Source organism: Kitasatospora sp. NPDC056446 (genome assembly GCF_042796115.1).
Lineage (GTDB): Bacteria > Actinomycetota > Actinomycetes > Streptomycetales > Streptomycetaceae > Kitasatospora.
The window spans coordinates 223,327-246,278 of sequence record NZ_JBHTRF010000003.1; the positions used below are offsets into that span (position 1 = coordinate 223,327).

Genomic DNA, 22,952 nt, shown 5'->3' on the forward strand with positions numbered 1-22,952 from the left:
ATTCTTAATACCCCATTTCCCCAGGCGGTGACTGATGACCGAGCCGCCGCACCAGCACCAGGGTCCGGTCGTCCGCGACGTGCTCCGCCACCGTGTGCACCAGCCGCCGGGCCGCGCCGCGCACCGACTGCTGCTGCGTCCGGTGCGTGCGCACCACCGGCTCGGCGGCGGCCAGCAGCCGGCCCACCCCCTCGTCCAGGTCCCGGCCGGGCACCTCCACCAGGCCGTCGCTGAACAGCAGCAGTGAGTCGCCGTGCCGCAGCCGCCCGGACACCGCGGGGTACGGCGCGCCCGGCACCAGGCCCAGCGCCGGGCCGCCGTGCTCGGACGGCTCCCAGCCGTCGCGGCGGCAGTACCGCACGGGCGGCGGGTGGCCCGCGTTGAACAGCCGGTAGTGCCCGGTCGCCGGGTGCAGCGCCAGGTGCACGGCGGTGGCGAAGTCGTCCTCCCAGCCCATCCGGACCAGGTGGTCGTTGGCGGCCGGCAGGAACGCCTCCGGCGGGACCCGGCCCAGCAGCATCGCGAAGGCACCGGACAGGTGGGTCGACCGGGCGGCCGCCCGGCTGCCCTTGCCCGACACGTCCACCAGCACCAGCTCCAGCAGGTCCTCCTCCGGGCGGTGCGCGCACAGCAGGAAGTCCCCGGAGAACGAGGCGCCGCCGGCCGGGGCCAGCGCGCTGTCGAAGTGCCAGTCCAGCAGCCGCTCCGGGAGCCGGGCCAGCGCGCGGTTGTGCTCGGCCAGCTCCAGCAGCATCGAGTCGCCCTGGGTGCCGCGCAGCCCCAGCCGGTGCCGGAACCGGTTCGCCGCCAGCACCGTCGCGCCCGTCAGGCCCACGACCACCGTCACCCCCAGCCGCACCCCGTGCGGGTCCTGCACCGCCGCCCCCAGCAGGCTGCCCGCCAGCGCCACGCACACCAGCACCAGCAGTTGGCCGCGCCGCAGCACCAGGCCCCCGCCCACCACCGGCAGCACCAGCGCCGACGGCGGCCACCCGTACGGCAGCAGGATCGGCAGCACGCCCAGTGCCGCCGTCACCCCGAGCAGCACCCCCAGCGCCAGCCGTCCGGCCCGTATGTCCCCGTCCAGCAGCCGCCCGTACCACCGGCGCGCCCTCGCTACCAGTGCGGGCACCTACGACCTCCGGCCACGGGGGCGGTCCCCTCATGACCACCGATCAGACCGGCCACACTAACCCGTCCGCGGCCGGGCCCCTCCGCCGACCTGCGGGGCGCCGCGCGCGGGAGAAGCCTTCGGGCCCGGCTTCCCGGCCGCCGGTCCCGGGCGGCCGCCGGCCCGCCCAGGGCCGCCCGTGCCTCCCCGCGCCCGGTGCGGCGCGGGAAGTCGGCGGGCCCGACTTCCGGTGTCGCGGGCCCGGGGCCGTCGTCGAAACCCCCCGACTGCGGGCCGCCGCGCCCCGGCCTCCGGCGGGAGGCGGCCCCTCTGCTCTTCCGCGTTGCGATGCCCGCGCGCCGACGATCGAAGACGGGCCCTACGCGGGCCAGTTGCGCAGGCCGGTGGTGAGGGTGGCGATCAGGCGGTCCTGGGTGGTGGCGAGGTCCTCGGCGAGTTGGAAGGCGCCGGCGGCGGTGAGGGAGGCGAAGCCGTGGGCGAGGGAGCGGACGGTGCGGGCGGCGTGGACCGCCTCGGAGCCGTCGAGGCCGTACTCGCGCAGGACGGCGATGATCACGCCGACGAGCCTGGCGGCCGCCCCGGTCAGGTCGGCGTCGGGCTGCGGGGCCTGCGGGAGGGCGGTGTAGCGGTGGGGCCGCTCGGTGGCGTACGCGTGGTAGGCGCGCAGGACGGCGGCGACCGCGTCGTCCCCGCTGCGTCCGACGGCGGCGTCCGCGAGGCGGTCGGCCAGTTCGTCGGTGACCCGGACGGCGATCAGCCGCCGGAGTTCGGCGAGCCCGCCGCTGACGTGCTTGTAGAGGGAGGGGGTGGCGACGCCGGCCCGGGCGGCGACCGCGGCCAGGGTGAGGGTGTCGGCGCCCTGTTCGTCGATGAGGGCGAGGGCGTGGTCGACGACCTGGTCGGGGGTCAGTCCTACGCGGGGCATGGTTCGGGTCTCTCCGTACGGAAGCGGGGGGGGGCGTCGGTCTGGCGCGTCGGGGTGGGGCGAGTGGTCGGGCGTGTCGGTGTGTGGGGGCCGGGCGTGTCGGGGTGTGTCGGGTCGGGGCTGGGGAGGCCGGGGGCGGGCGGTCGGCTCAGGCGAGTCCGGCGAGGAAGGGCAGCAGCGCGTCGGCGGTGGCCCGCGGGTTGTCGGCCATCGGGTAGTGGCCGGACCCCTCGATCATCGCCTTGCGGGCGCCGAGCGCCGCGGCCTGCCGGTCGGCGACGAGTTCCGGCTTCGGGAAGTCGGGGTCCTTGCTGCCCATGACGACCAGCGCCGGGCACCGCACGGCCGCCGTCCAGCCGGTCGGCGAGGAGTCCCCGCCGACGTACCCGCGGGTGGCGGTCTTGCGGCCGGGCGTGCGCAGGGCGGCGACCAGGCCGTCGACGTACCCGTCGAAGTCGGCGGGCTTGGCGCCGGGGAAGGCCATCCGGCGCAGGTAGAAGCCCCAGAAGGCCGGCCAGTGGACGAGCGCCGCGCCCATCAGGCCCATGGCGCCGCGCATCAGGGCGCCCGGTTCGGGGTTCTCGACGAAGGCGTCGATCAGGACGATCCCGGCGACCCGTTCCGGCGCGTCCCCGGCGGCCTTGACGACGGTGGCGCCGGTGTAGGAGTTCCCGGCGAGGACGGCGCGCGGGATGCCGAGGTGGTCGAGCAGGGCGAGGACGTCGTCGGCGAGGGCGGCCGGGCCGTAGTCGTCCCAGGCGATCGAGGACTCGCCGAAGCCGCGCAGGTCCATGGTGACGACCCGGTGGCCGGCGGCGGTGAGCAGCGGGCGGAGGTGCCGGTACGCGGCCCGGCTGTCGAGCATCCCGGGGAGCAGGACGACGGGGGCGGCGTCGCCCTGGTGGGTGCCGTCGTCCGGGCGGGTGTCGTCGAAGGCGATCCGTCCGCCGGGGACGTCCAGGTACCGGGTGCTCGGGGTGGTGGCGTTCATGGTGGGCCTCCTCGGTCCGCCGCTGCGGGGCATCGGCGAATACTGCCGATAGCCATAAAGCTAAGGCTAATAGCCTTAGCCGTCAAGCACTGGTACCGACGGCGGGCCGCGCGCGCCTCAGACCCCGTCCGCCCGGAACGGGTCGTGCTCGCTCAGCAGCTTCTCCAGGCGGGCCTGGTCGACCCGGCTGACGATCTCGTTGGACTCGTGCCGGTCCCGGATCACCTTCGCCAGGGTGAACGCGGAGGTGACGGTGTAGAGGAGGCCGATCCCGAGGAAGGCCCGGGTCCATCCGCCGACCGGCAGGTAGGCGATCCCGACGGCGAGGGCGGTGCCGGAGAGGGCGAAGGAGAGGATGGCCTGGATGTAGTACGCGGCCGTGGTGCGGTTCTGCATCGGTGCGCTCATGGCGCCAGGATGCGGCCGTGCGGGCGGCTCGCACATGAGTAGGAGTACTCAGATGGAGTGCTCGGATCGGGTGCCCCGGTGAGGGGTCGTTCGTTGACGTCCGATCACGTGTTCCACAGCCGTCCCGGACGGATGGCTTGGAATCAGGGCGTCCTAGGATTAACGTTTGATAACGCAGCGCGGTCGTCAACGCCGTACCCAGACGGCACCGTGCGCCGTCGCCTAATCCCGCAGACCGGCCTCCGGGCAGGTCAGGGAGCCGGGGAACCACGTTCCTTGGGGTGAATCGGCGGGGCTCCGGCCCGGCCGTAGGAGACCTTCCTGCTCCGAACCCGTCAGCTAACCCGGTAGGCGCGAAGGAAGGAAAGGAGCGCGCCTCCGTGGCGTCGACGCACACCCCGGCACACCCGGCCGGCCCCGCAGCCGGTACCCGGCTCCTCGACCACCCCGGTACGGACGGCCCCGAGTTCCACGGCCCCGGACTCCTCGGCCCCGAGGCCGAGACCAACCGCCACCGGATGCCGCGTCAGACCCGCGGAGCCTCCCCACTGCTCGGCGTCACCGCCGTCGCCGCCACCCTGGGCGCCACCGGCTTCGCCTCGGCCACCCCGGCCGCCGCCCCCGCCGTCGAGAGCCCGGACGAGACCCCGGTCGCCCTCGCCGCCGACCCCGGCCTCGCCCTCGCCGCCCGCATCCAGCAGCAGGCCGACAGCCAGCGCACCGCCGCCGAGGAGAGCGCCCGGGTGCAGGCCGCGCAGGAGGCCGAGGCCAAGGCCGCCGCCAAGGAGGCCGAGGCCAAGCGCGCCGCCGAGGAGGCCGAACGGGCCCAGGCCGCCGCCCTCACCCTCCCGGTGAAGGACTACCGGCTCTCCGCCCACTACGGCCAGAGCGCCCGCTACTGGGCCAACCTGCACACCGGCCTGGACTTCGCCGCCGACACCGGCACCCCGGTGTACGCGCTCGGCCAGGGCACCATCACCTCGGCCGGCTGGTCCGGTTCGTACGGCTACCGGATCGTCGAGACGCTGCCCGACGGCACCGAGATCTGGTACTGCCACCTCTCCTCGATCATCAAGGGCACCGGCAAGGTCACCTCCGGCCAGCAGATCGGCAAGGTCGGCGCGACGGGCAACGTCACCGGCCCGCACCTGCACCTGGAGGTCCGCCCCGGCGGCGGCGCCCCGGTCGACCCGGAGCCCTGGCTCCAGCAGCGCGGCCTCAACCCGTAGCGAAGGCCCGGGAGCCCGAAGCCCTGAGAGTCCCGGAAGCCCGAGAGCCCCCGGCCGCACACGCGGCCGAGGGCTCTCCGCTGCGCCTCAGTCCTCGGCGGGCAACTGCGCCAGGTACGCGTCGATCTCCTCCTGGCCCGGCTCCGGCGCCAGCTCCGGGAACTCCTCCAGCAGCAGCCGGGGCAGCCCGGGCACCGTCCACTCCCCGAACAGGTCGAGCGCCACGGCGACCGCGGCCTCCTCGAACCGCCCGAAGTCCCCGGCCAGTTCGTCCGGCATCGGCCGCCCGAGCGCCGTCAGCTCGGCCAGGTTGCGGTAGCTGCGCCGCATCAGGCCCTGCTCCAGCAGCCGGCGCGCGCCGTCCGTGGCCATGCCCACCGACAGCACCCGGCCGGGCCCCCAGCCCCGCTCGTCCGGCTCGTCCAGCCAGCCCGCCGGTGCCAGCGCCTCGAACGCGGCCAGCCGTTCCTCCTCGGCGAGCCCGCCGAAACCGGCCAGCCAGTCCCGCACCGCCTCCGGGTCCGCGACGTCCACCCCGTACGCGTGCAGCAGCAGCGCGTACAGCCGGGGCCAGGTCACCAGGTCGGCGCGGCGCAGCAGCCCGGCCGCGACCTCGCCCTGCCACTCGGCCTCCGCGTGCAGCCGCTCCTGGCGCTTGGCGTTCAGCCGCCGGACCGCCCGCTGGTGGTCGACCAGCAGCCGGACGGCGTCGCCGTACGCGAGCGGGTCCTCCTCGGGCGCGGGTTGGACGTACAGGTGGAGCCGCTCGTACAGCAGGTGCTCCACCGCGTCGGAGGTCAGTTCGGGCCAGCCGTCGTGCATCCTGCCCTCGCCCAGCTCCAGCAGCGCCAGGACCGCGCGCAGCGGCCCCTCGGCCACCGGAGCGCGGTCCTGCCCGTCCGCCCAGGCGAGCAGGTCGGCGGCCCTGGTGCGCGGGGCGAGCCGCAGGTCTTCGTCGTTCATAGTCCGAACGGTAGCCGCCGGGTGCCGGTAGGGTCGGCAGCCATGGTCCCCGTACGACTCACCGGCCCCCGGCTGGCCATCCGCGAGTACCACCACACCGACGGCGACGTGGACGCGCTGCACGCGCTCTTCGGCGACCCGGAGGTCACCCGCTACCTGCCCTTCGAGCCGCGCGACCGGGAGACCTGCGCCGACCAGGTGGAGCTCTACCTGGAGGAGGCGATGGCCGGGGAGCGGGACACCTACCGGCTCGCCGTCACCAGGCTCGCCGACGCGGCGGAGCCGGCGGACGCGACGCCGATCGCGCACGCCTCGCTCACCCTCGGGAAGCACCGCTCCGCCCACCTCGGCTACGTCCTCGGCCGGGAGTTCTGGGGGCTCGGCTACGCGGGCGAGATCGCCGGCCTGCTCTGCGACCTCGCCTTCCGCGGCCTGGACGTGCACCGGCTGGCGGCCTGGGTCGACGTGGACAACGCGGCCTCCGTCAAGGTGCTGACCAGGCTCGGGTTCCGGCTGGAGGGGCGGGCGCGGCACGACCAGCTCAAGGGCGGCGTCTGGTCCGACTCGTACCTCTACTCGCTGCTCGCCGACGAGTGGCCGGGCTCGGCCGGCTGAGCGCCTCCGGCCCGCCCGGGCCGAGTGCCGCCCCGACCGCGCCGCCCCGCCCGCCCCGCCAGGGCCGCGTCGCCCCGCCAGGGCCGTGTCGCCCCGGGCGGCGGGGCCCGCAACGGACCCGGGGGTTAACCCCACCCCCGATCCGCCAGGCCTCCGGATGCCCCCCGGCCTGGGCCCTCGGCCAGACTGGACGTCGTCAGCGAACGCGGGCGACCGTCAGAACACGCCAGAACGAGGGGCCGGGGGCCGGGGACATGAGCAGCAGCCGAAGCATGCGGGACGACGAGTGGGACGTCCTGGGCGGTCGCGGCGACGACCCGCACCCCGTCCGGGCCCACCGGACCGAGCAGCCGCCGGCCTTCTGGCGGGCGCCGTTCTCCGCGCACTACTACCGCGAGATCGGCTACGCGTTCAGCGGCCTGCCGGTGGCGATAGCCGGCTTCGTCGTCACGATCACCCTGTTCTGCGTCGGCCTCGCCACCGTCGTCACCGCCGTCGGCCTGCCGGTGCTGGCCGGCCTGACCACCGCCGGCCGCGGCTTCGGCCGGCTGGAGCGGGCCCGGGTGCGCGGCATGCTGGCCCTGGACGTCCCCGGCCCGAAGGCGGTGCGCCGGATCCGCCAGGGCAACTGGGGCGCGGTCACCGCGCGGCTGGCGGACGGGGCGGGCTGGAAGGCCGCGCTGTACCAGGTGGTGATGTTCCCCTGGGCGATCTTCAGCTTCACCGTGACGCTGGTGTTCCTGCTGCTCGGCTGGCTGATGGCGCTCTACCCGGCCTACCACTGGGTCTTCCCGACCTACACCCCGTGGCGCGGGTACCGGGTGTTCGACTTCACCGACAGCCACCACGTCCGGCACGAGTACTTCATCGAGGGGACCTGGCAGATCGCCGGGCTGTCGCTGGTCGGGGTGCTGGTGGTGTTCCTCACCGCGCAGCTGGTCCGCGGCCTGACCAACGTCAACCGGGCGGCCGCCCAGGGGCTGCTCGGCCGCTGAGCGGGCCTTCCCGGCCCGGGTCCGGTCCCTGGCCCCTGTCCGCTACCCCCTGGCCCCCTGCCTCGGCCCCTGCGTCGGCCCCGGCCCCGTCCGTGCTCCGGATGCGGCCGGGGCCGACGCGTGTTCGGATGACCGGGTGGCCGCCGCAGGCATTCCCCCCGCACCCCCGGACGTCCTGGTCACCTCCCGCCCGCTCGACGAGTACTGCGCCCTGTTCGGCCTCACCCGGGCGGGGCTCGCCGCCCTGTCCGGGCCGCTGCTGGACTGCCCGGGCGGCGCGGCCGGACTGGCCGCCGAGGCGCGCGGGCTCGGCTGCCGGGTGATCGCCGTCGACCCGGCGTACGCGCTGCCGCTGCCGGAGGTCGCGGACCGCGCCCGGGCCGCCCGGGCGGCGATGGCCGCCGCGATGGCCGCCCGCCCGCACCTCTACCCCGCGCACCGGCCCGACCGCCCCGACGACCCCGGCCGGTCCGAGCGCTACCTGCGCAGCTGGGACCGCGCCCGCCGGCTGTTCGCCGCCGACTCGGCCGCGCACCCGCAGCGGTACGTGGCCGCCGCGCTGCCCCGACTGCCCTTCGCGGACGGCACCTTCGCCCTCACCCTGAGCGGCTACCTGCTCTTCGCCTACCCCGAACTGTTCGGCCCCGAGCGCCAGTTGGCGGCCCTGGCCGAGCTGGTCCGGGTCACCGCCCCGGACGGCGAGGTCCGCGTCCAGCCGCTGTGCGACGGGCGCGGCCGGCGCTGCGGGCACCTCGACCGGCTGCGGTACGCCCTCGGTGAGCGCCGGATCGCCAGCGAGGTCCACCGTCTGCCCCCGGCCGGGGGCGGCTGCCTCCGCCGGGTCCTGGTGCTGCGGGCCGCCGGCCGCCGCCACCGGGAGCAGGCCCGGCGCGCATCCGATATGTAATGGTCGAAACCCCCTAGCGATCCTATACTCCCGGCATGACCGAGACGATGATCCGGCGTGCCGAAACGGCCGACGCCGAACGGCTCACCGAGCTGATCCACGCCTGCTCCGCCTACCGCGGCGAGTACGCGCCGATGATCGACGGCTACCGGGTGACGCCCGACTACCTGGCCCGCCACGAGGTGTTCCTCGCCTCCGACCCGGACACCGGCGGCCTGCTCGGCTTCTACGCCCTGATCCGCGAACCCGCCGAGCTGGACCTGATGTTCGTCGCGGACGAAGCCCAGGGGCGGGGCACCGGCCGGCTGCTGATCGGGCACCTGCTGGAGCTGGCCCGCCGGATCGGGATCACCACCGTCAAGGTGGTCTCCAACCCGCCCGCCGAGCGCTTCTACCTCCGGGTGGGCGCCGAACGCGTCGGTGTCTTCCCCGCCGCGGGCAGGATCACCTGGGACCGGCCCGAACTGCGCTTCACCGTCCAGGACTCGGGGCCGGCGGACAGGGCCCGGCCCACCGGCTAGGAGTCGCCCCCTGCGGCGGGCGCGGGCGCCGCCGGAGCCGCCGCGCCCGGCGGGCCGGGCTGTGCCGGGACGACGGCCGGTGCCGGCGCCGGCACCGGCAGCCGGGAGAGGATCTTCTCCGCCAGCCAGCTGCGGTCCGAGCCGTACGGGATGCCCTGCGGGTCGACCAGCCGCGCCGTCACCGTGTCCCGCAGCAGCTGGGCCCCGGCGGCCGGCAGCCGGGAGAGCAACCCCCGGGCCGCCAGCAGCGCGTGGTACTGCTCGAAGTCCGAGCGCGGGTGCTCGATCGCCTCCAGCACGCTCGCCAGGTCCGCCAGCGCCGGGTCGCCCTGCATCAGCGCGAGCGCCTGGATCCGCCGGCCCTCCGAGCCGGCCGCGAAGAGGCCGCGCACCTGGTCGGCGGTCAGCGCCGACCGGCGCGCGGTCGAGCGGACCTCGGCCACCACACCGTCCGGCCCGGCCGGCGTACCCGAGGACGGCGGCAACTGCCCGGCCAGCGCGCCGGGTTGCTCGGCGCTGCCGCCCAGCAGCCCGAGCTGCTGCATCGCGCGGACCCGCAGGTCGTCCGCGCCCACCTTGTCACCGTGCCGGTCGCGGTCCTGCCCGGCGAGGAAGAGGTCCAGGGCCTGGTCGGCGTCGTTGAGCACCCGGGGCAGCGCGAGCCGGGTCACCAGCCAGCCCGCCAGGAAGCCGAAGACCAGGAAGTACAGCACCAGCGCCGCCGCGAACGGCACCGCCGCGTCGCCCCCGCCGAGGGCGGGCGCCAGGGTCGTGCCGAGCCCGTGCAGCCGCTCGCCGAGCGAGCCGAGCTGGGTCAGCCCGACGCCCAGCAGCACCTTGGTCAGCCAGTCCGAGACCTGCTCCAGATTGGTGTTCGGCACGTACGAGCCCTGCGGTTCGCCGGAGTTGCCGCGCACCCGGGGCACCCCGAACAGGAAGCCCAGGCCGCCGCCGAGCACCGCCGAGGCCCCGGCCACCACCAGGCCGCCGCCCAGCGCCTGCCAGGCCCCGTCCCGGCCGAGCGCGAACAGCAGGAGTCCGAGGAGCCCCGTCCCGGCCAGTACGGCGGCCGCCCCCCACTGCGCCGTCCGCAGCGCGGACCTGCCGCCCGTCCGTCGCGCCTTCGCCATCGCCTACCCCCTGTGCCCGCGCGGCTCCGCTCCGGAACCCCGCGCAGACTCTAGCGCCGGGGCCGCACCTCGGAAACGCCCCTGGCGCACCCCGGTTGCGGCACGGGGGACAGACGCGCAGACGCGCAGACACGCAAACGTGCAGACATGCAGACAGCCCGCAGGCTGCTCCTCGGCGCCGGCCCGTGCACTGGCCTGGCGCCGAGGCACCGGGGATGTACCGGTGAGCCTGCGGGCCGGGTGACTGCTGTGGATTTCGCCTGCCGGAGGCCAGTGGCCCCACCCTGCGCAGGCAGGGGCGGCTCTAGCGAGCAGCCACCTCACGCATCCTGAAGGTACTCAACTCAGGATCACCTCCTTTCGGTGTTGCTGCCACGATAGGCAGCCCACCGTCCGGCGGGCAACGGATTATTCGCGGAGCCCGGCGGGGGCCGCGCCGTGGCTCACGCGGCCTTGACCTGGTCCTTGAACTTGGTGAAGTCGATGGTGTTGTCGGCCGGCGGGGCCTGGATGGTCAGCGGCTTGTCGAAGTCGCTGAAGTCGACCCGGCCGTTGCCGTCCTTGGCGCCGGTGTGCTCGACCCGGACCGGGTAGGGCTTGCCCTCGGTGGCGACCTGGATGGTCGAGACCTCGCCCTTGGTGTCGGTGACCTTGAGGCTGAAGGTCTTCACACCGTTCACGGTGTCGGCGGAGCCCTTCTCGACCTTGCTGCCCTTGCTGTTCGCCTCGGTGATCTTCTTGGTGAAGTCGGCGAGGTTGCAGACACCGGTGAGCGAGCCCAGCTCCGGGTCCTTCTCGAAGCCGGTCAGGTAGCGGCCCTTGAACAGCTCGGCGGCCTTGGCGCCGTCCGGGCCGCCCATGGTGGTCCAGAACGCCTTGTCCGGCTTGACGTACGAGGTCTTGCCGTCGCTGATGATCTCGAACTTGCCCAGGCCCGGGATCGACATGGTGCCGGTGCACTGGCTCTTGTTGTCCATGGCCAGGTTCATCTCCATGGCGCCCCCGTCGCCGGGGACGGTGCCGACCAGCTTGAGGGAGGTGGCGCCGGCCAGGGCGTCCTTGGTCTGCTTCTCGATGTCCTGGGCACTGAGCTTGTCGGTGTCGAGCTTCTGCGCGGCGGCCTTGGAGTCGCCGCCCGTGCCGTCGCCCTTGTTGTCGCCGCAAGCGGCGGTGCCGGCTGCCAGGACGAGGCAGATCGCGGCGGTGCTGACCAGGCGCTTCGACAGCATGTGGTGGTTCCTGTCCGGGAGCAGCCCGAGCCACCCCCCAATCGGATGAATTTTTCCTCAGTATGGTTCAGGCGCCTGACAGCCGATCTTCAGACTGGCCGCTGTTACAGCTCTGTGGCAGGACCGTGCTCCGCCCGCACCGGGGAATGCGAAAGGCCCGGAGGACGAGTCCTCCGGGCCTTTCGTGCTACTGAGTAGCGGGGACAGGATTTGAACCTGCGACCTCTGGGTTATGAGCCCAGCGAGCTACCGAGCTGCTCCACCCCGCGTCGGTAAACACAACAGTACGTGGAAGTCGCCGAGATGGGAAATCCGTTCTCCCGGGGCCTCCCCACGCGGCCTCAGACCGCCCCGACGGAGCGCCCCGCGGGCCGCCGTCCGTCCCCCGCCGCCCGCCGGGCCGGGCGGTGCCGGACGGAGCGGGCCCTCGCCCAGGCCGCGAAGCAGACCAGTGCGACGAAGCAGGGCACCATCAGCACGCCGTACACCACCAGGAAGCCGTCCGTGCCGAGGTCGGCGGCGGCGTTCCAGGTGCCGTGCAGCACCATCGCCAGCAGCAGCCCGGTCGGGGCCGCCAGCCGGGCCAGCCAGCGCCGCCCGGTGGTCAGCGCGACGGCCAGGCCGATCCCGGTGAGCGCGGTGAACAGCGGGTGGGCGAAGGGGGAGAGCAGGGCGCGCAGGACGAAGGTCTGCACGGTGCTGTCGAAGTCGCGCAGGCTGGGCGGGTCGCCGAGGCCGATGCTGTCCAGCCGCTGGCGCTGGTCGCTGGTGAAGGCCCGGCCCAGGTAGAGGGCGTTCTCGGTGAAGGCGAAGCCGCACGCGGTCATCCCGCCGAGCACCACCCCGGCGGCGAGCGTGCGCGGCCGGGAACGGCGGTGCGGCGCAAGGCCGTTGGGCGGCGCCGGGCGGAGGTAGGGCAGCGGCCGCAGGTACGGGCGCAGCCGCAGCCGGCCCCGGGCGTGCGGCCCGACCGGGCGGCGCTGGTACGGGCGCGGGCTCCGGGGCGCGGGCAGTCGGCGCAGCAGCGGCGCGCAGGGGCGTCCGGTGCGGCGGCCGTGGCAGCGCAGCCGCCGGCCGAGCGGCAGCAGCAGCACCAGCAGGGCGGTGGCCTTGGCGGTCTCCTCGATCACCGGGGTGGCGATCCCGGCGCCGAGCAGTTCGCCGAGCGGGCCCCGGTGCCTGGTCAGGTAACTGGCCGTCCAGTTGTTGGCGAGGATGGCGACGGTGGTCGCGGCGCAGGCGCCCCAGCCGAGGCAGAACACGGTGTGCCGCAGCGGCACCCGGGCGGTGAGGTTGAGCCAGGCCAGGCCGCCGAGCACGAACGGCAGCGGCACCATCGCCAGGCCGAGGCCGACCAGCAGTCCGACGGTGCCGGTCTGCCGCTGGACCAGGTGCAGGATCAGCAGCCCGCAGCCGATCAGGGCCAGCACGGCGGTGGTGGAGACGGAGGAGAGCGCCACCGAGCGGCTGCGGCCGGGCGGCCCGCCGGGGGCCCCGGGCCCGCCCGGCACGGCCGGTGCGGCGGTTCCGCCGGGAGGGGCGGACGCCGCCGGCGCGGCGGCCGGGGTGCGGGCGTCCGACGGTGACGGCCTGCCGGGCCCGGGCAGGAGGCGGCGGGCCCGGCGCTTCCGGGGCCCCGGGATGGTCCGGGTGTCGCCGGTGCGCGGGGCCGTCTCCGGTGCGTCGGCGGCGGCCTGAAGGGTCGTCCGAACATTCGTCCGAACGGTCGGCCGGGGCCCGCCGCCGGACGGGCTGCCCATGCGGCACAGGGTAGGCCACGGCAGCCGCCCGCCGGGAGGACTCGGGACGAACCGTCGGGCCGGGGCCCGCCCGTACGGTCGCCGCGCGGCCGCCGTTCGAACGGCGGCGGGTGGGTCAGCGGCGCCGGAACAGCAGGTCGTGGACCACGTGGCCCTTGGCGATCCCGGCCCGTTCGAACTTGGTGACCGGTCGCCACTCCGGTCGCGGTGCGTAACCGGGGATGCTGCCGTCCGGGTGGTCGGCGGGCTCCAGCCAGCCGGTCCCGTCCCCCTCGGGGTGCAGGTTCTCCAGCTCCGGCGAGTCGGACAGCACGGCCAGCATCTGCTCCGCGTACGGCTCCCAGTCGGTGGCGCAGTGCACCAGGGCGCCGGGGGCGAGCCGGGGCAGCACGAGGTCGAGGAAGGCGGGCTGGACCAGCCGGCGCTTGTGGTGCTTGGGCTTGGGCCACGGGTCGGCGAAGTAGACCCGCAGGCCGGCCAGCGAGGCGTCCGGGAGCATGTCGCGCAGCAGGATCACCGCGTCGCCGGCGGCCGTCCGCACGTTCGCGGAGCCGTCGCGCTCCAGCAGGCCGAGCAGGTTGCCGTGGCCGGGGGTGTGCACGTCGGCGGCCAGGATGCCCGTGGCAGGGTCGGCGGCGGCCATCGCGGCGGTGGTCTCGCCCATGCCGAAGCCGATCTCCAGGGTCACCGGCAGCCCGTCGAACAGCTCCCGGGGGTCGAGCGGGGTGCCGTCGATCGGTATGCCGTACGTCTCCCAGCTCCGGTCCAGCGCGCTCGCCTGGGCGTTGGTCATCCGGCCCCGGCGCGGCTGGAAGCTGCGGATGCGGTGTTCCCGGTGCTGGGCCTCGGTGGCCTTGTGCGGGTACATCGGCGCGGGGTAGGCAGCCGGCGCGGCGGACATCCGGGCGGACGGCGAGGGCTGGGGGATCGGGGCGGTGGCAGTCACAATCCCCCGAGTCTACGGGGCTGCCGGGGCACTCCCGCAGGGTCTGTGACCGGGCTCATCCGCCGGTCCGGTCGCCCGCGCGCGGACGGTGAGCGGCCGGGAAGGAACCACCCCCGTGGACTCCTTCCCGGCCGCTCACCGCCCCGCCGGGGGCGTCACTCCTCCCAGGGCCAGTGGGCGTCCGCCCCGGCCTCCAGGAGGGGGATCAGACGGAAGGCCGCGTCACTCAGGCCGCCGAAGGTGTGGCGGTGGGCGCCGCCGGAGGGGCCGTGGCCCGGGGCGTAGCCGGCCAGGTTCCAGGTGTAGACGGGGACGTGGGCGGGGACGGCGGCCATGGGATCGCCGTTCCAGTGGTTCGGGCCGGTCTGCTCGTCGGTGACGATCACGACCCGGTCGTGGCCGCGGTAGTGGGCGCGGACGGCGTCGGCGGTGTTGGTGCCGCCGAGGCTGGAGAAGCGGTCCAGCACCCGCAGCACGGCCTCGCCCCGGCCGACCTCGACCACCCGGCTGGTGGAGCCGAATTCGACCAGGTCCGCCTCGGCGGCGCGGACCTTCAGCGCGGTGCCGAAGATCGCCGCCGAGTCGGCCCGGTTGAGCTCGGTCGGGCCGCCGGACCGGTCGAACATCGAGCCCGAGCGGTCCACCAGCACCAGGGTCCGGCCGGGCAGCTCCGGCACATTGGCCAGCGAGTGGCCGAGCGCGGTCTCCAGCGCGTGCCCCCAGCGCAGGGACGGCGCGTGCCGGTACGCGGACAGGTAGCGGAACGGGAACTGGCGGGAGCGCCGGACCTCGCCCTTGTCGGAGATCCGGGCCGACACCCCGGCCGCGACCGCGTCCGACACCCCGGCCCGGTCGAAGTTGCGCAGGTTGCGGACCAGCGCCATCGGGCCCATGGACGGGATGACCGCCTCCCAGGCCGGCGCGTCCAGCGGCCCCTGCAGCCAGCCGGCCAGCGCCTCCCAGGTCAGCCCGGCGGCGGCCAGCCGCTCGGCGCCGCCCTCGGCGGTCACCGCGGCCCGGCGCTCCTCGACGGGCAGTGCGAGCAGCTCGCGGTTGGCGGTCAGCAGCCGGTCGGCCGCGGGCGGCACGGCCTCGTCCGGCCGGTGCCGGCGGTCCAGCGCGTACGCGAACAGGGCGCCCTGCCACGGCTTGTCCGGGGCGGGCGAGGGGTGGGTCAGCTCGATCACGTCGCCGAAGCGGTAGCCCTTGCCGGCGGTGTCGTACTTGAGCAGCGAGCGGGCGTCGTAGAGGCGGCCGACGGCGTCCGCGACACCGCGCTTGAGCGGCTTGGGCAGGGCCCGGCCGTAGCGCGAGGTCCAGTAGGCGAGCAGCTCGCCGGGCTCGTCGGCGCGCCGCAGCACCGCGGCGACGGCCTGCCGGGAGTACCCGTGCGCGCCGGCGTCCAGCCGGGCGCGGGTGAACTCGGCGGCACCGACCAGCGCGGCGGTGCGCATGTGGGCGCCGTAGCGCAGCCAGCGCAGCAGGCCGAGCGTCCACTCCGGGTCGGTGACGGCGAGTTCGCGCACCAGCGCGGTGTAGCGGTCGTCGCGCTCGCCGCCGCGCTCGTAGAAGGTGTCCTTGCCGACCATGTTGGCCACGGCGAGCAGGAACAGCTCGGACTTGCCGTCCCGGACGAAGCCGGTGCCGCCGTTGTGGTTGGCGGTGCGCTGTCCGGTGGTGGTCACCGGCGAACTCGGGGTCGCCTCGGCCTTGCGGACACGGACGTTGAATCGGGACATGCTGCAGCCCCCCTCGGCGTGCTGGGTGGTCGACGGGAGGGAGGCATGCGGCGGTGCGGGGTGCCCGAGATCGTGCCGGCCGGGTGACGGCCGACGTCGGTGGAGGTATATGCCTTGTGCTCTACCGCTTGAGCTAACGGCCGTACTCGCGCACGGCACGTCCGGGACTCGAACCCGGAACCGCAAGATCCAGAAGTAACCCCCGCCTGCGCACCGGGCACTCCGGAGCGCGCTGCCTCCCGAGATCAGGTCGGCGGCGGTGTTTCGCGGGCTCGAACCGCTACGCCGGAGAACCGGCGTCTACCAGAAGTAACCGCTGCCGTCGCACCGGGAGGTGCGGTCGAACTATTCACGTATGGGTGTCCAGAGATCGGGGACGGCTGAGGTGACGAAGCTGCTCTGGCCACTGAGCTACACCGGCCGAAGCCGGTGACGGGATTCGAACCCGCGACCTGCCCAATTGGGAGTTGGAAGTAACCTCTGCCTGCGCACCTGGACAAGGGAGACCTTAGCCAGGCCCCTTTCGCCGACGCACCTCATTTACCGTCAGCCCGGGCCGCCCCGGCCCGGCCCGGCCCGGCCACGCCGCTGGGCGCCGGTCCGGGCCGGGCCCCGCCGCCGGTCACGCCGGGGCGACGATCACCGCCCGCGCCCGCTCGGCCAACTCCCGTACCCGGCGCTCGCCCTGGAACGGCTCCAGGCGCCGCAGCATCTCCAGCACGTACTCCCGGCTGCGCTGCGAGGAGATCCGGCCGGCCACCTCGACGGCGCGTTCGCCGGCGGCGACCGCGGCGTCCAGGTTGCCCGCCTCCGCCTCGGCCATCGCCGAGACCACCAGTCGCAGGCCGTGCGAGCGGACGAAGCCCTCGGTGGGCGTGGCCAGCGCCTCGCGGGTGAACTGCCGGACCTTGGAAGGCACTCCGAGGTCGCGGAAACACTCGGCGGCGTCGGCGGCGAGCCGGTCGTAGGCGTAGAAGTCGATCCACGCCGGATCGGGATCCCCGGCGCGTGCCCGTTCGAGCGCGCTCTCCGCGGCGCCGAGCGCCGTCGCGCACGCTGCCGCGTTGCGGGCCTTCGCCTGGGCCCGGGCCTCCACCAGGTGGAAGAAGCTCATGGTGCGGGCGGTGGCCAGCCCCCGGTTGCGCTCCAGCGCGGCCTGCGCGAGGTCGACCGCCTCCTCGGCGAAGCCCCGGTAGCCCGCCTGGAGGCTCATCGAGGCCAGCACGTAGCCGCCGAGCGGCACGTCGGCGGCGGCCCGGGCGAGCCGCAGGGCCTGGATGTAGTACCGCTGGGCGGCCTCGTGCTGACCGGTGTCGAAGGCCATCCACCCGGCCAGCCGGGTCAGTTCGGCCGTCGCGCCGAACAGCGCCCGGCCGACCGCGTCGCTGTACGAGGCGAGCAGCAGCGGTGCCGCCTCCACCCGCAGGCACTCCGGCACCATCGACGAACGCCAGTCCCCGCCGCCGTACTTGGAGTCCCAGCGGCGGGCCTCCTGGGCGGCCTCGCGGAGCTTGGCCGCGTCCGAGTGGCCGACCCGGTAGGAGGAGGTGTCGCTGGGGGAGCGCGGCACCTCGCGGGCCACCGAGCCGTCCGCCGGGGTGATCAGCCAGCGGGAGACGGGCGTCGCGTAGGCGGCGACCGAGAAGGTGCCGGCCAGGCTGTCGCTCCACCGGCCGCCGCCGGGGCCCCGGCGCAGGTCGAGGTCGACCCGCCAGAGGTCGGTGGCGGAGCGGACCGCCTCGGCGACGTCGCGCGGGAAGGCCAGGCCGAGTTCGGGCGCCGGGTCGGTGTCGCCCAGGCCGATCTCCTCCAGCGGGACGGGCCGGCCGAGCTTGCCGCCGATCGCGGTGGCGATCAGGTGCGGGACGGGCCCCTGCGGGACCATGCCCTTGCTGACCCAGCGGGCCACCGAGGTCTTGTCGTACCGCAGGGTCAGCCCGCGCTGGGCGCCGAGGTCGTTGACCCGGCGGGCCAGTCCGGCGTTGCTGATCTGGGCCAGGGTCAGGAGCGTGCCGAGCCGTTCGTTCGGTCCTCGTGGGCTGACGGTCATGGTGGCGGCGGCACCTCCTGCGGCCTTGTGCGCGGGGCCCGGGCGGCACCGGGCCGTAGCTGCTGTACCTAGAGTAGTCGGACGCGTTCCGACGGTTAAGAGGTCGCATTCCGGATGGCGGGATCGCGCACTCGCCGGTGCCGTACGGGGGTTGGTCCGGACCACTCGGATCCGGCCGACCGTGCCGCGCCCCGGAGCGTCGTGCTCCGGTCCTGTGTTCACGTGCGCCCGGCCGTGCCCCCTGGCCCGACCGGCTGGTCGGCGATTCGCTGGTGGTCGTGGGTCGGCCCGCCGTCGAGGACCCGGCGGGCCGGGGGACGCCGCCGCCTCAATCCCCGCGGGCGGTGGTGAAGTCCGGGAGGGCATGCGGATGCCCTCCCGGGCTGGGCGACGCCTTTCGGCCATCTCGCGATGCCCATGCCAAAGGCGGCCCGCGGGCGGCCCGGGCCACGGAGGGGGAGGCCCGGCCCGCCCGGTTTCCACCGGCCGTTCACCGGTGCGTCGCCCGCCGCCACGGGCCGCCGTCACGGACCGCAGGCCCGCCGCCGACGCGCAGCCTGCCGCCCGCCGACCGATCGCAGGACCGGCCGCACGACCGACCGCGCGGCCGCCCGCCGACCGATCGCGGGCCCGCCGGGCGGACCGGAACCGGAAACACCGGCCACAACGGCGCCGAGCGGTGGCACGATGTCTCCTGACGGCGCGTCGAGCTGCGAGGACGCGACGGAACGCGCGCGGGCCGCCACGGCACACCCCACCGGCCCGCCGGGGGCGAACGCGCCGCGCGGGTGCGGGTCCTCGTCCGGTGGAGGCACGATGCGGTGGCTGACGGGCTGGTGCACGGGTGCGCCCCGAGCGGGAGCGCCCGGGTACGCGACGCCCGGCACGGTCGCGCCGATCGCCGCGCGCCCGCTGTGGACCGGACCCGACCCGCTCTGGGCGGTCGGCGACTGGCGCCCCGAGGAGATCCGCCTGGTCACCCTCCGGCCCGGCGCCCCCGCCCTGGTCAGCACCGGCCCCACCGCCCCCGACCCGGTCGAGGACACCCCCGCCACCATCCGGCTCGCCGTCCTCGGCCACTGCGGCGCCACCGACGCCGAACTCGCCGCGGGCCTCGCCGCCGCCCGCGGCGGCGCCGTCCGCCACCTGACGGCCTGGCCCGGCAGCTACACCGCGGTGCTGCGCTCCGGCACCCGCTCCACCCTGCTGCTCACCGACCTCGCCGGCGCCCAGCCCGTCTTCCACACCCCCTGGGGCAGCGGCACCGCGTACGCCACCGCCGCCCTCCCGCTGGCCGACCTGGTCGGCGCCCCGCTGGACACCGGACACCTCGCCGCGCGCCTCGCCTGCCCCGAGTCCCCCGAGGCGCTCGGCACCGGCACCCCGTACCTGGGCGTCCAGCAGGTGCCGCCCGGCCAGGTGCTCGGCATCCGCGGCGGCCGCCCGTACCCGTCCTCCTACGACGACCCGATCGGCGCCGAGCAGCCCCGCGACGAGGCACCCGCCGTCCGTGAACTCACCCGCGCGCTGCTGGAGTCGGTCCGCTCCCGGGTCCGCACCACCGGGCCGGCCGCCGGCGCCGCCGGACGGGCCCGGCTCGGCGTCGACCTCTCGTACGGCACGGCCTCCGCCACCGTCGCGCTGCTCGCCGCCGCCGTGCCGCTGCCGCCGGTACCCGCCTCGGCCGCCCCGGCCCCACCGGTCCCGACCGCCGCCGGAGCCGCCGGACCCATTGGGGCCGCCGGGGCTGCCCGGGCCGAGTGGGGGGCCAGGAACGGCGCGGTCAAGGGCTCCTGGGCCCGCACCGCCGCCCGGGAACCCGCCGCCCCCGAGCAGCTGGCCGCCGTCACGCTCGGCGAGACCGAGCCCCAGGCCACCCTCGCGCTCGCCCCCGACACCCCGCGACTGCGGCACACCGTGCTCGCCCCCGGCCCCGGCACCCTCCCGTACGCCGGGCTCCGCCCCGACCCGCAGGCCGGACCGCTCACCGACGAACCCGGGCCCGAACTCGTCGCCGCCGCCCGCGCGGTGGCCCGCTTCGACGCCGGCGGCACCGACCACCTCACCGGCTACGGCGCCCGCCAGGTCCTGGACGGCCACCCGGCCCGGCTCGCCGACCTGATCCGGGCCGGCCGCCCGCGCGAGCTCCTGCCCCCGGTCGCCGCCCTGGCCGGGGCCGACCGGGCCGTCGCAGGCGTCCTGGTCGGCGCGCTGCGCACCCCGCTCACCGTGCTCCGGGCCGCCCACCGGCTGTCCCGGGTCCGGTACGCCGATGCGCTGGACGAGGCCGCCGCCAGGCTGACCGCCCGCCACGTCCCGGACGGCGGCGGGACGGCGGGCCACCGCTCGGCCGCCGACCTCGCCTGGTGCGTGCCCGGCCCGGCCGCCCGCTGGCTCTCCGACGAGGCGCTCTCCTCGGTGGCCCTGCGGCTCCGCCTGGCGGCGCGCAGGCCGGCGCCCGACGAACACCCCGGCGCACACCGCGCCCGGCACGCCCTCTACCGCCAGGCGCGCTCCTTCCGCACGCTCGTCCACGCCGCCGAGCAACCCGGCCAGCGGCTGCACGCGCCCTTCCTCGACAACCAGGTCGTCCGCGCCGCCCGGCTGCTCCCCGACGACGTCCGGCTCCAGCCCGGCGCCCGGCCCGCCCTCCTGCACGCCGTCCTCACCGGCGCGGGCCGCACCGACCTGCCCCCCGACTGGGGCCGCGGCCCCCGCCCCGACCGCACCGCCCCCGCCCGGGCCGGCCTGCGCCTCGCCGCCGACGGCCTCGCCGAACTCTTCGACGCCCCCCTCCTCGCCGAAGCAGGCCTCATCGACCTCCCCGCCGTCCGGGCCGGCCTCGCCCGCTCCGCGGACTCCGGCACCCCGCTCTCCCCCTCCGCCCTCGCGGGCCTCGCCGACCTCGTCGCCACCGAACTCTGGCTCCGCCGGGTCCGGGCCCGCCGCCACGGCGCCTGCTGGACCGGCCTGCCCCGCCCGCAGCCGCCGGCCCTGACCTCCTGACCCCCGGGGGTCTCGGCGACCCGGCACCGCCACACGGCGCGGTGGCGCCGACGTCCCCGGCGGGGCGGGCGATGATGGCCCGGGTGTGGATCCGGGGCGAGGAGGGCGTGCGGTGACCGGTGGGAGCGCGGGGCGCGAGGTGCCCGTCGTGCTGTCGGTGCTGGGCCGGCCGCCGACCGGCCGGCCGGCGGGCGTGCTGGCGGCGTGCGACGGTTCGGACGGGTCGCTGTGGGCGCTGGACCGGGCGATGACGGAGGCCGAGCTCTTCGGGCTGCCGCTGTACGTGCTCGCCGTGGTGAACCCGGCACCGGCCGGCTACCCGCCGGGAATGGCGGAGCTGGTGCAGGAGAGCGTGGAGACGCTGGTCGAGAGCACGGCGGACGGGCTGCGCCGCTCGGTGACCGCCGTGCAACGGCAGCGCCCCGCCCCGTACGCCGGGGAGATGTCGCTGCACGTCGTGCTGGGCAACGTCATCGAGGTGCTGCTGGAGGCGGCGACCCGCCAGCACACGCTGGTGGTCGGCACCCGGGGCAACGGCGGCTTCGCCCGGCTGCTGCTGGGGTCGGTGAGTTCGGCGGTGGTGCACCACGCGGCGTGCCCGGTGCTGCTGGTCCCGGCGCCGCCCGCGGGCTGAACCGGCAGGTCGGGGGAGTGCCGGGAATGTACCGAGATGGTTCATCGTTCACCCATCTCGTACACATCTGACAAGACGCCCTCTGGAGCCCCCCGTATGAAGGTCGAGATCTGGTCCGACATCGCCTGCCCCTGGTGCTACATCGGCAAGCGCCGCTTCGAGCAGGCCCTCGCCGACTTCCCGGGCAAGGAGCAGGTCGAGGTCGTCTACCGCCCGTACCAGCTGGTGCCGGACGCCCCCGCGACGGCGAGCCCGCACCGGGCCTGGCTGGCCGAGCGCTACGGCCCGCAGTCCGTGGCGATGGACGACCGGGTGACCGAGCTGGGCCGCGCCGAGGGCATCACCTACGACTTCGACGCCGCGCTGCACGCCAACACCATCCTGGGCCACCGCCTGCTGCACCTCGCCGAGGCCGAGTACGGTCCGGCGGCCCAGGGGCGGCTGAAGGAGGCGCTGCTCAAGGCGCACTTCACCGACGGCGTCGACGTCGGCGACCGCGCCGCGCTGGCCGACGTCGCCGTGGCGGCCGGCCTGGACCGGGCCCGGGTGACCGCCTACCTGGCGGGCGACGAGGGCACCGCCGAGGTCGAGGCCCAGCTCGCCGAGGGCCGGGAGCTGGGCATCAGCGCCGTCCCGACCTTCGTGTTCGAGGGCAAGTGGGCGGTCCAGGGCGGCCAGGACGCCGAGACCTTCCGCAAGGTGCTGGACCAGGTCGCCACCGAGATCGGCGAGCGCCGGCCCGCCCCGGTGCAGGTCGCCCCGGCCGGCGAGGCCTGCGCGGACGGCTCCTGCGCCATCTGACCGGCCTGACGCGGGCGCCGGCCCCGCCCCCTCAGCCGGCGCCCGAGGCCCGTTTCAGGAACACCTGAAGCGGGCCTCGGCCCAGTCCGCGACGTTCAGCGCCGACCAGATCCCGTGCGCCGGCGTGACCACCAGCCGGATCGACTTCTGCCCGGCCAGCGACACGTGCACCGGCACCGCGTCGTCGCCGACGGCGAGCGTGCGGGAGCGCCACAGGGTGCTGCCGTCGCCGCCCTGGACGGAGAAGACCACCCCGCCCGGCGAGATCGTGGCGTCGTCCACCCCGGCGACCGCGTCGAAGGACGTACAGGTGCGGTTGAGGTCGATCAGCGTGGTGGCCGGGGCGCGCACGGTCAGGGCGTGCGGGTGGAACCCGCCGCCGATCCAGCCGCCGTCGTGCTGCCAGAAGCTGTCGCTGCCCTTCTGCCGGATGCTCGGCCCGTCCGGCGGCACCCGGTTGTTGCCGGGCTTGAGCACGGGCAGCGAGTCGGCCCAGAAGTCACTGGGCGCGGGCGGCGACGGCGGGGTGATCGTCGGGGTCGGCACCGGCGGCACGGTGGGCGTCGGGACGACCGGCACGTCGGGGGTGGGGACCGGCGGCAGCGTCGGCAGCGGCACGACCGGGGGAGCGACGGTCGGCTTCGGGGCCGGCGGGCTGCTGGGCGCGGGCGTCTCCGACTTCGGCGCCTGGGTGGCGGCCGGAGCCTGCGAGGGAGCGGTGGACGGCTTCGGGGCGGGGGAGGTCGCGGGCTGCTCCGGGGCCGGCTCGGCAGCGGCGGGCTCCGGTGCCGGTGCCGTCGCGGGGGCGGGCGCCGGGGGCGCCGGGGAGGCGACGGCCGGGGCACTGGCGACGGGGGGAGCCGCCGCCGGGGGCTTCGGCTCGGGCGAGCCGGTGAGCGCGTACGCCGCGACGGCGGCCGCGGCCACCGCGACGGCGGCGGCGATCCCGGCCTTGGCGGCGGTGCCGAGGC

General features: G+C 75.8%; 20 protein-coding genes, 1 tRNA gene and 1 riboswitch. Of the genes, 8 read left to right on the top strand and 13 right to left on the bottom strand.

The window, feature by feature from the left end; translation table 11 throughout:
- Window positions 1–4: 4 nt before the first annotated feature.
- The 4 genes from ACFQ6N_RS03620 to ACFQ6N_RS03635 form a co-directional block, all read right to left on the bottom strand.
- Window positions 5–1,132: a PP2C family protein-serine/threonine phosphatase gene (locus tag ACFQ6N_RS03620; protein WP_380646601.1), complete on the bottom strand. Its 1,128-nt coding sequence runs from the start codon at window positions 1,130–1,132 to the stop codon at window positions 5–7.
- A 358-nt stretch (window positions 1,133–1,490) separates the two neighbouring features.
- A complete protein-coding gene (locus tag ACFQ6N_RS03625) occupies window positions 1,491–2,057 on the bottom strand; it encodes a TetR/AcrR family transcriptional regulator (protein ID WP_380646602.1) in 567 nt (188 codons plus the stop codon).
- Between the two features lie 148 nt (window positions 2,058–2,205).
- Window positions 2,206–3,048: an alpha/beta fold hydrolase gene (locus ACFQ6N_RS03630; protein ID WP_380646603.1), complete on the bottom strand. Its 843-nt coding sequence runs from the start codon at window positions 3,046–3,048 to the stop codon at window positions 2,206–2,208.
- A gap of 117 nt (window positions 3,049–3,165) precedes the next feature.
- Complete coding sequence (locus ACFQ6N_RS03635) at window positions 3,166–3,456, bottom strand: YiaA/YiaB family inner membrane protein (RefSeq protein WP_380646604.1); 291 nt, start codon at window positions 3,454–3,456, stop codon at window positions 3,166–3,168.
- A gap of 209 nt (window positions 3,457–3,665) precedes the next feature.
- Window positions 3,666–3,824: riboswitch (cyclic di-AMP (ydaO/yuaA leader) on the top strand.
- Between the two features lie 12 nt (window positions 3,825–3,836).
- On the opposite strand from ACFQ6N_RS03635, the gene ACFQ6N_RS03640 reads away from it, so the two are divergent.
- A complete protein-coding gene (locus tag ACFQ6N_RS03640; RefSeq protein ID WP_380646605.1) occupies window positions 3,837–4,685 on the top strand; it encodes a M23 family metallopeptidase in 849 nt (282 codons plus the stop codon).
- 87 nt (window positions 4,686–4,772) lie between these two features.
- Here ACFQ6N_RS03640 and ACFQ6N_RS03645 read toward each other — a convergent pair whose 3' ends face one another.
- Window positions 4,773–5,648, bottom strand: coding sequence for a hypothetical protein (locus tag ACFQ6N_RS03645; protein WP_380646606.1), 876 nt, complete (start codon window positions 5,646–5,648; stop codon window positions 4,773–4,775).
- 42 nt (window positions 5,649–5,690) lie between these two features.
- On the opposite strand from ACFQ6N_RS03645, the gene ACFQ6N_RS03650 reads away from it, so the two are divergent.
- From ACFQ6N_RS03650 to ACFQ6N_RS03665, 4 genes are all read left to right on the top strand, one after another.
- Window positions 5,691–6,263 (top strand): GNAT family N-acetyltransferase, encoded by a 573-nt coding sequence (locus ACFQ6N_RS03650; protein ID WP_380646607.1) that lies wholly within the window; start codon window positions 5,691–5,693, stop codon window positions 6,261–6,263.
- Between the two features lie 254 nt (window positions 6,264–6,517).
- On the top strand, window positions 6,518–7,258 hold the full coding sequence (locus ACFQ6N_RS03655) for a sensor domain-containing protein (protein WP_380646609.1): 741 nt from the start codon (window positions 6,518–6,520) through the stop codon (window positions 7,256–7,258).
- A 136-nt stretch (window positions 7,259–7,394) separates the two neighbouring features.
- Complete coding sequence (locus ACFQ6N_RS03660) at window positions 7,395–8,165, top strand: class I SAM-dependent methyltransferase (protein ID WP_380646610.1); 771 nt, start codon at window positions 7,395–7,397, stop codon at window positions 8,163–8,165.
- Window positions 8,166–8,200: 35 nt separating this feature from the next.
- Entirely contained in the window at window positions 8,201–8,686 is a 486-nt protein-coding gene (locus ACFQ6N_RS03665) for a GNAT family N-acetyltransferase (protein ID WP_380646611.1), read from the top strand.
- Here ACFQ6N_RS03665 and ACFQ6N_RS03670 read toward each other — a convergent pair.
- The 7 genes from ACFQ6N_RS03670 to ACFQ6N_RS03700 form a co-directional block, all read right to left on the bottom strand.
- Window positions 8,683–9,816 carry a hypothetical protein gene (locus ACFQ6N_RS03670; RefSeq protein WP_380646612.1) on the bottom strand — a complete coding sequence of 378 codons (1,134 nt, stop codon included), beginning with the start codon at window positions 9,814–9,816 and terminating at the stop codon, window positions 8,683–8,685. The genes ACFQ6N_RS03665 and ACFQ6N_RS03670 overlap by 4 nt on opposite strands.
- Window positions 9,817–10,259: 443 nt before the next feature.
- Window positions 10,260–11,045: a hypothetical protein gene (locus tag ACFQ6N_RS03675; RefSeq protein WP_380646613.1), complete on the bottom strand. Its 786-nt coding sequence runs from the start codon at window positions 11,043–11,045 to the stop codon at window positions 10,260–10,262.
- A 195-nt stretch (window positions 11,046–11,240) separates the two neighbouring features.
- Window positions 11,241–11,314, bottom strand: a tRNA-Met gene (locus ACFQ6N_RS03680).
- Window positions 11,315–11,386: 72 nt separating this feature from the next.
- On the bottom strand, window positions 11,387–12,805 hold the full coding sequence (locus ACFQ6N_RS03685) for a PrsW family intramembrane metalloprotease (protein WP_380646614.1): 1,419 nt from the start codon (window positions 12,803–12,805) through the stop codon (window positions 11,387–11,389).
- Between the two features lie 115 nt (window positions 12,806–12,920).
- Window positions 12,921–13,706, bottom strand: a complete 786-nt coding sequence (trmB, locus tag ACFQ6N_RS03690) for a tRNA (guanosine(46)-N7)-methyltransferase TrmB (protein WP_380646629.1) — start codon at window positions 13,704–13,706, stop codon at window positions 12,921–12,923.
- A 200-nt stretch (window positions 13,707–13,906) separates the two neighbouring features.
- Window positions 13,907–15,490, bottom strand: coding sequence for a TROVE domain-containing protein (locus ACFQ6N_RS03695; RefSeq protein ID WP_380646615.1), 1,584 nt, complete (start codon window positions 15,488–15,490; stop codon window positions 13,907–13,909).
- Between the two features lie 622 nt (window positions 15,491–16,112).
- Entirely contained in the window at window positions 16,113–17,540 is a 1,428-nt protein-coding gene (locus tag ACFQ6N_RS03700; protein ID WP_380646616.1) for an MFS transporter, read from the bottom strand.
- 816 nt (window positions 17,541–18,356) lie between these two features.
- Between ACFQ6N_RS03700 and ACFQ6N_RS03705 the strand changes: the two genes are divergently transcribed.
- From ACFQ6N_RS03705 to ACFQ6N_RS03715, 3 genes are all read left to right on the top strand, one after another.
- Complete coding sequence (locus ACFQ6N_RS03705) at window positions 18,357–20,546, top strand: asparagine synthase-related protein (RefSeq protein ID WP_380646617.1); 2,190 nt, start codon at window positions 18,357–18,359, stop codon at window positions 20,544–20,546.
- 112 nt (window positions 20,547–20,658) lie between these two features.
- Entirely contained in the window at window positions 20,659–21,180 is a 522-nt protein-coding gene (locus ACFQ6N_RS03710) for a universal stress protein (RefSeq protein WP_380646618.1), read from the top strand.
- A 96-nt stretch (window positions 21,181–21,276) separates the two neighbouring features.
- Window positions 21,277–21,981 carry a DsbA family oxidoreductase gene (locus tag ACFQ6N_RS03715; RefSeq protein ID WP_380646619.1) on the top strand — a complete coding sequence of 235 codons (705 nt, stop codon included), beginning with the start codon at window positions 21,277–21,279 and terminating at the stop codon, window positions 21,979–21,981.
- Between the two features lie 54 nt (window positions 21,982–22,035).
- Here the strand turns inward: ACFQ6N_RS03715 and ACFQ6N_RS03720 are convergent.
- The coding region (locus tag ACFQ6N_RS03720) for an NPCBM/NEW2 domain-containing protein (RefSeq protein WP_380646620.1) at window positions 22,036–22,952 on the bottom strand (917 nt) is incomplete at its 5' end.

What these genes read in the sequence shown, in the direction of transcription:
- ACFQ6N_RS03645 (WP_380646606.1), bottom strand. Translation starts at nt 5,648, where the DNA reads ATGAACGACGAAGACCTGCGGCTCGCCCCGCGCACCAGGGCCGCCGAC.
- ACFQ6N_RS03675 (WP_380646613.1), bottom strand. Translation starts at nt 11,045, where the DNA reads ATGCTGTCGAAGCGCCTGGTCAGCACCGCCGCGATCTGCCTCGTCCTG.
- trmB (WP_380646629.1), bottom strand. Translation starts at nt 13,706, where the DNA reads ATGTCCGCCGCGCCGGCTGCCTACCCCGCGCCGATGTACCCGCACAAG.
- ACFQ6N_RS03650 (WP_380646607.1), top strand. Translation starts at nt 5,691, where the DNA reads ATGGTCCCCGTACGACTCACCGGCCCCCGGCTGGCCATCCGCGAGTAC.
- ACFQ6N_RS03625 (WP_380646602.1), bottom strand. Translation starts at nt 2,057, where the DNA reads ATGCCCCGCGTAGGACTGACCCCCGACCAGGTCGTCGACCACGCCCTC.
- ACFQ6N_RS03700 (WP_380646616.1), bottom strand. Translation starts at nt 17,540, where the DNA reads ATGACCGTCAGCCCACGAGGACCGAACGAACGGCTCGGCACGCTCCTG.
- ACFQ6N_RS03630 (WP_380646603.1), bottom strand. Translation starts at nt 3,048, where the DNA reads ATGAACGCCACCACCCCGAGCACCCGGTACCTGGACGTCCCCGGCGGA.
- ACFQ6N_RS03665 (WP_380646611.1), top strand. Translation starts at nt 8,201, where the DNA reads ATGACCGAGACGATGATCCGGCGTGCCGAAACGGCCGACGCCGAACGG.
- ACFQ6N_RS03705 (WP_380646617.1), top strand. Translation starts at nt 18,357, where the DNA reads ATGCGGTGGCTGACGGGCTGGTGCACGGGTGCGCCCCGAGCGGGAGCG.
- ACFQ6N_RS03670 (WP_380646612.1), bottom strand. Translation starts at nt 9,816, where the DNA reads ATGGCGAAGGCGCGACGGACGGGCGGCAGGTCCGCGCTGCGGACGGCG.
- ACFQ6N_RS03635 (WP_380646604.1), bottom strand. Translation starts at nt 3,456, where the DNA reads ATGAGCGCACCGATGCAGAACCGCACCACGGCCGCGTACTACATCCAG.
- ACFQ6N_RS03695 (WP_380646615.1), bottom strand. Translation starts at nt 15,490, where the DNA reads ATGTCCCGATTCAACGTCCGTGTCCGCAAGGCCGAGGCGACCCCGAGT.
- ACFQ6N_RS03715 (WP_380646619.1), top strand. Translation starts at nt 21,277, where the DNA reads ATGAAGGTCGAGATCTGGTCCGACATCGCCTGCCCCTGGTGCTACATC.
- ACFQ6N_RS03655 (WP_380646609.1), top strand. Translation starts at nt 6,518, where the DNA reads ATGAGCAGCAGCCGAAGCATGCGGGACGACGAGTGGGACGTCCTGGGC.
- ACFQ6N_RS03685 (WP_380646614.1), bottom strand. Translation starts at nt 12,805, where the DNA reads ATGGGCAGCCCGTCCGGCGGCGGGCCCCGGCCGACCGTTCGGACGAAT.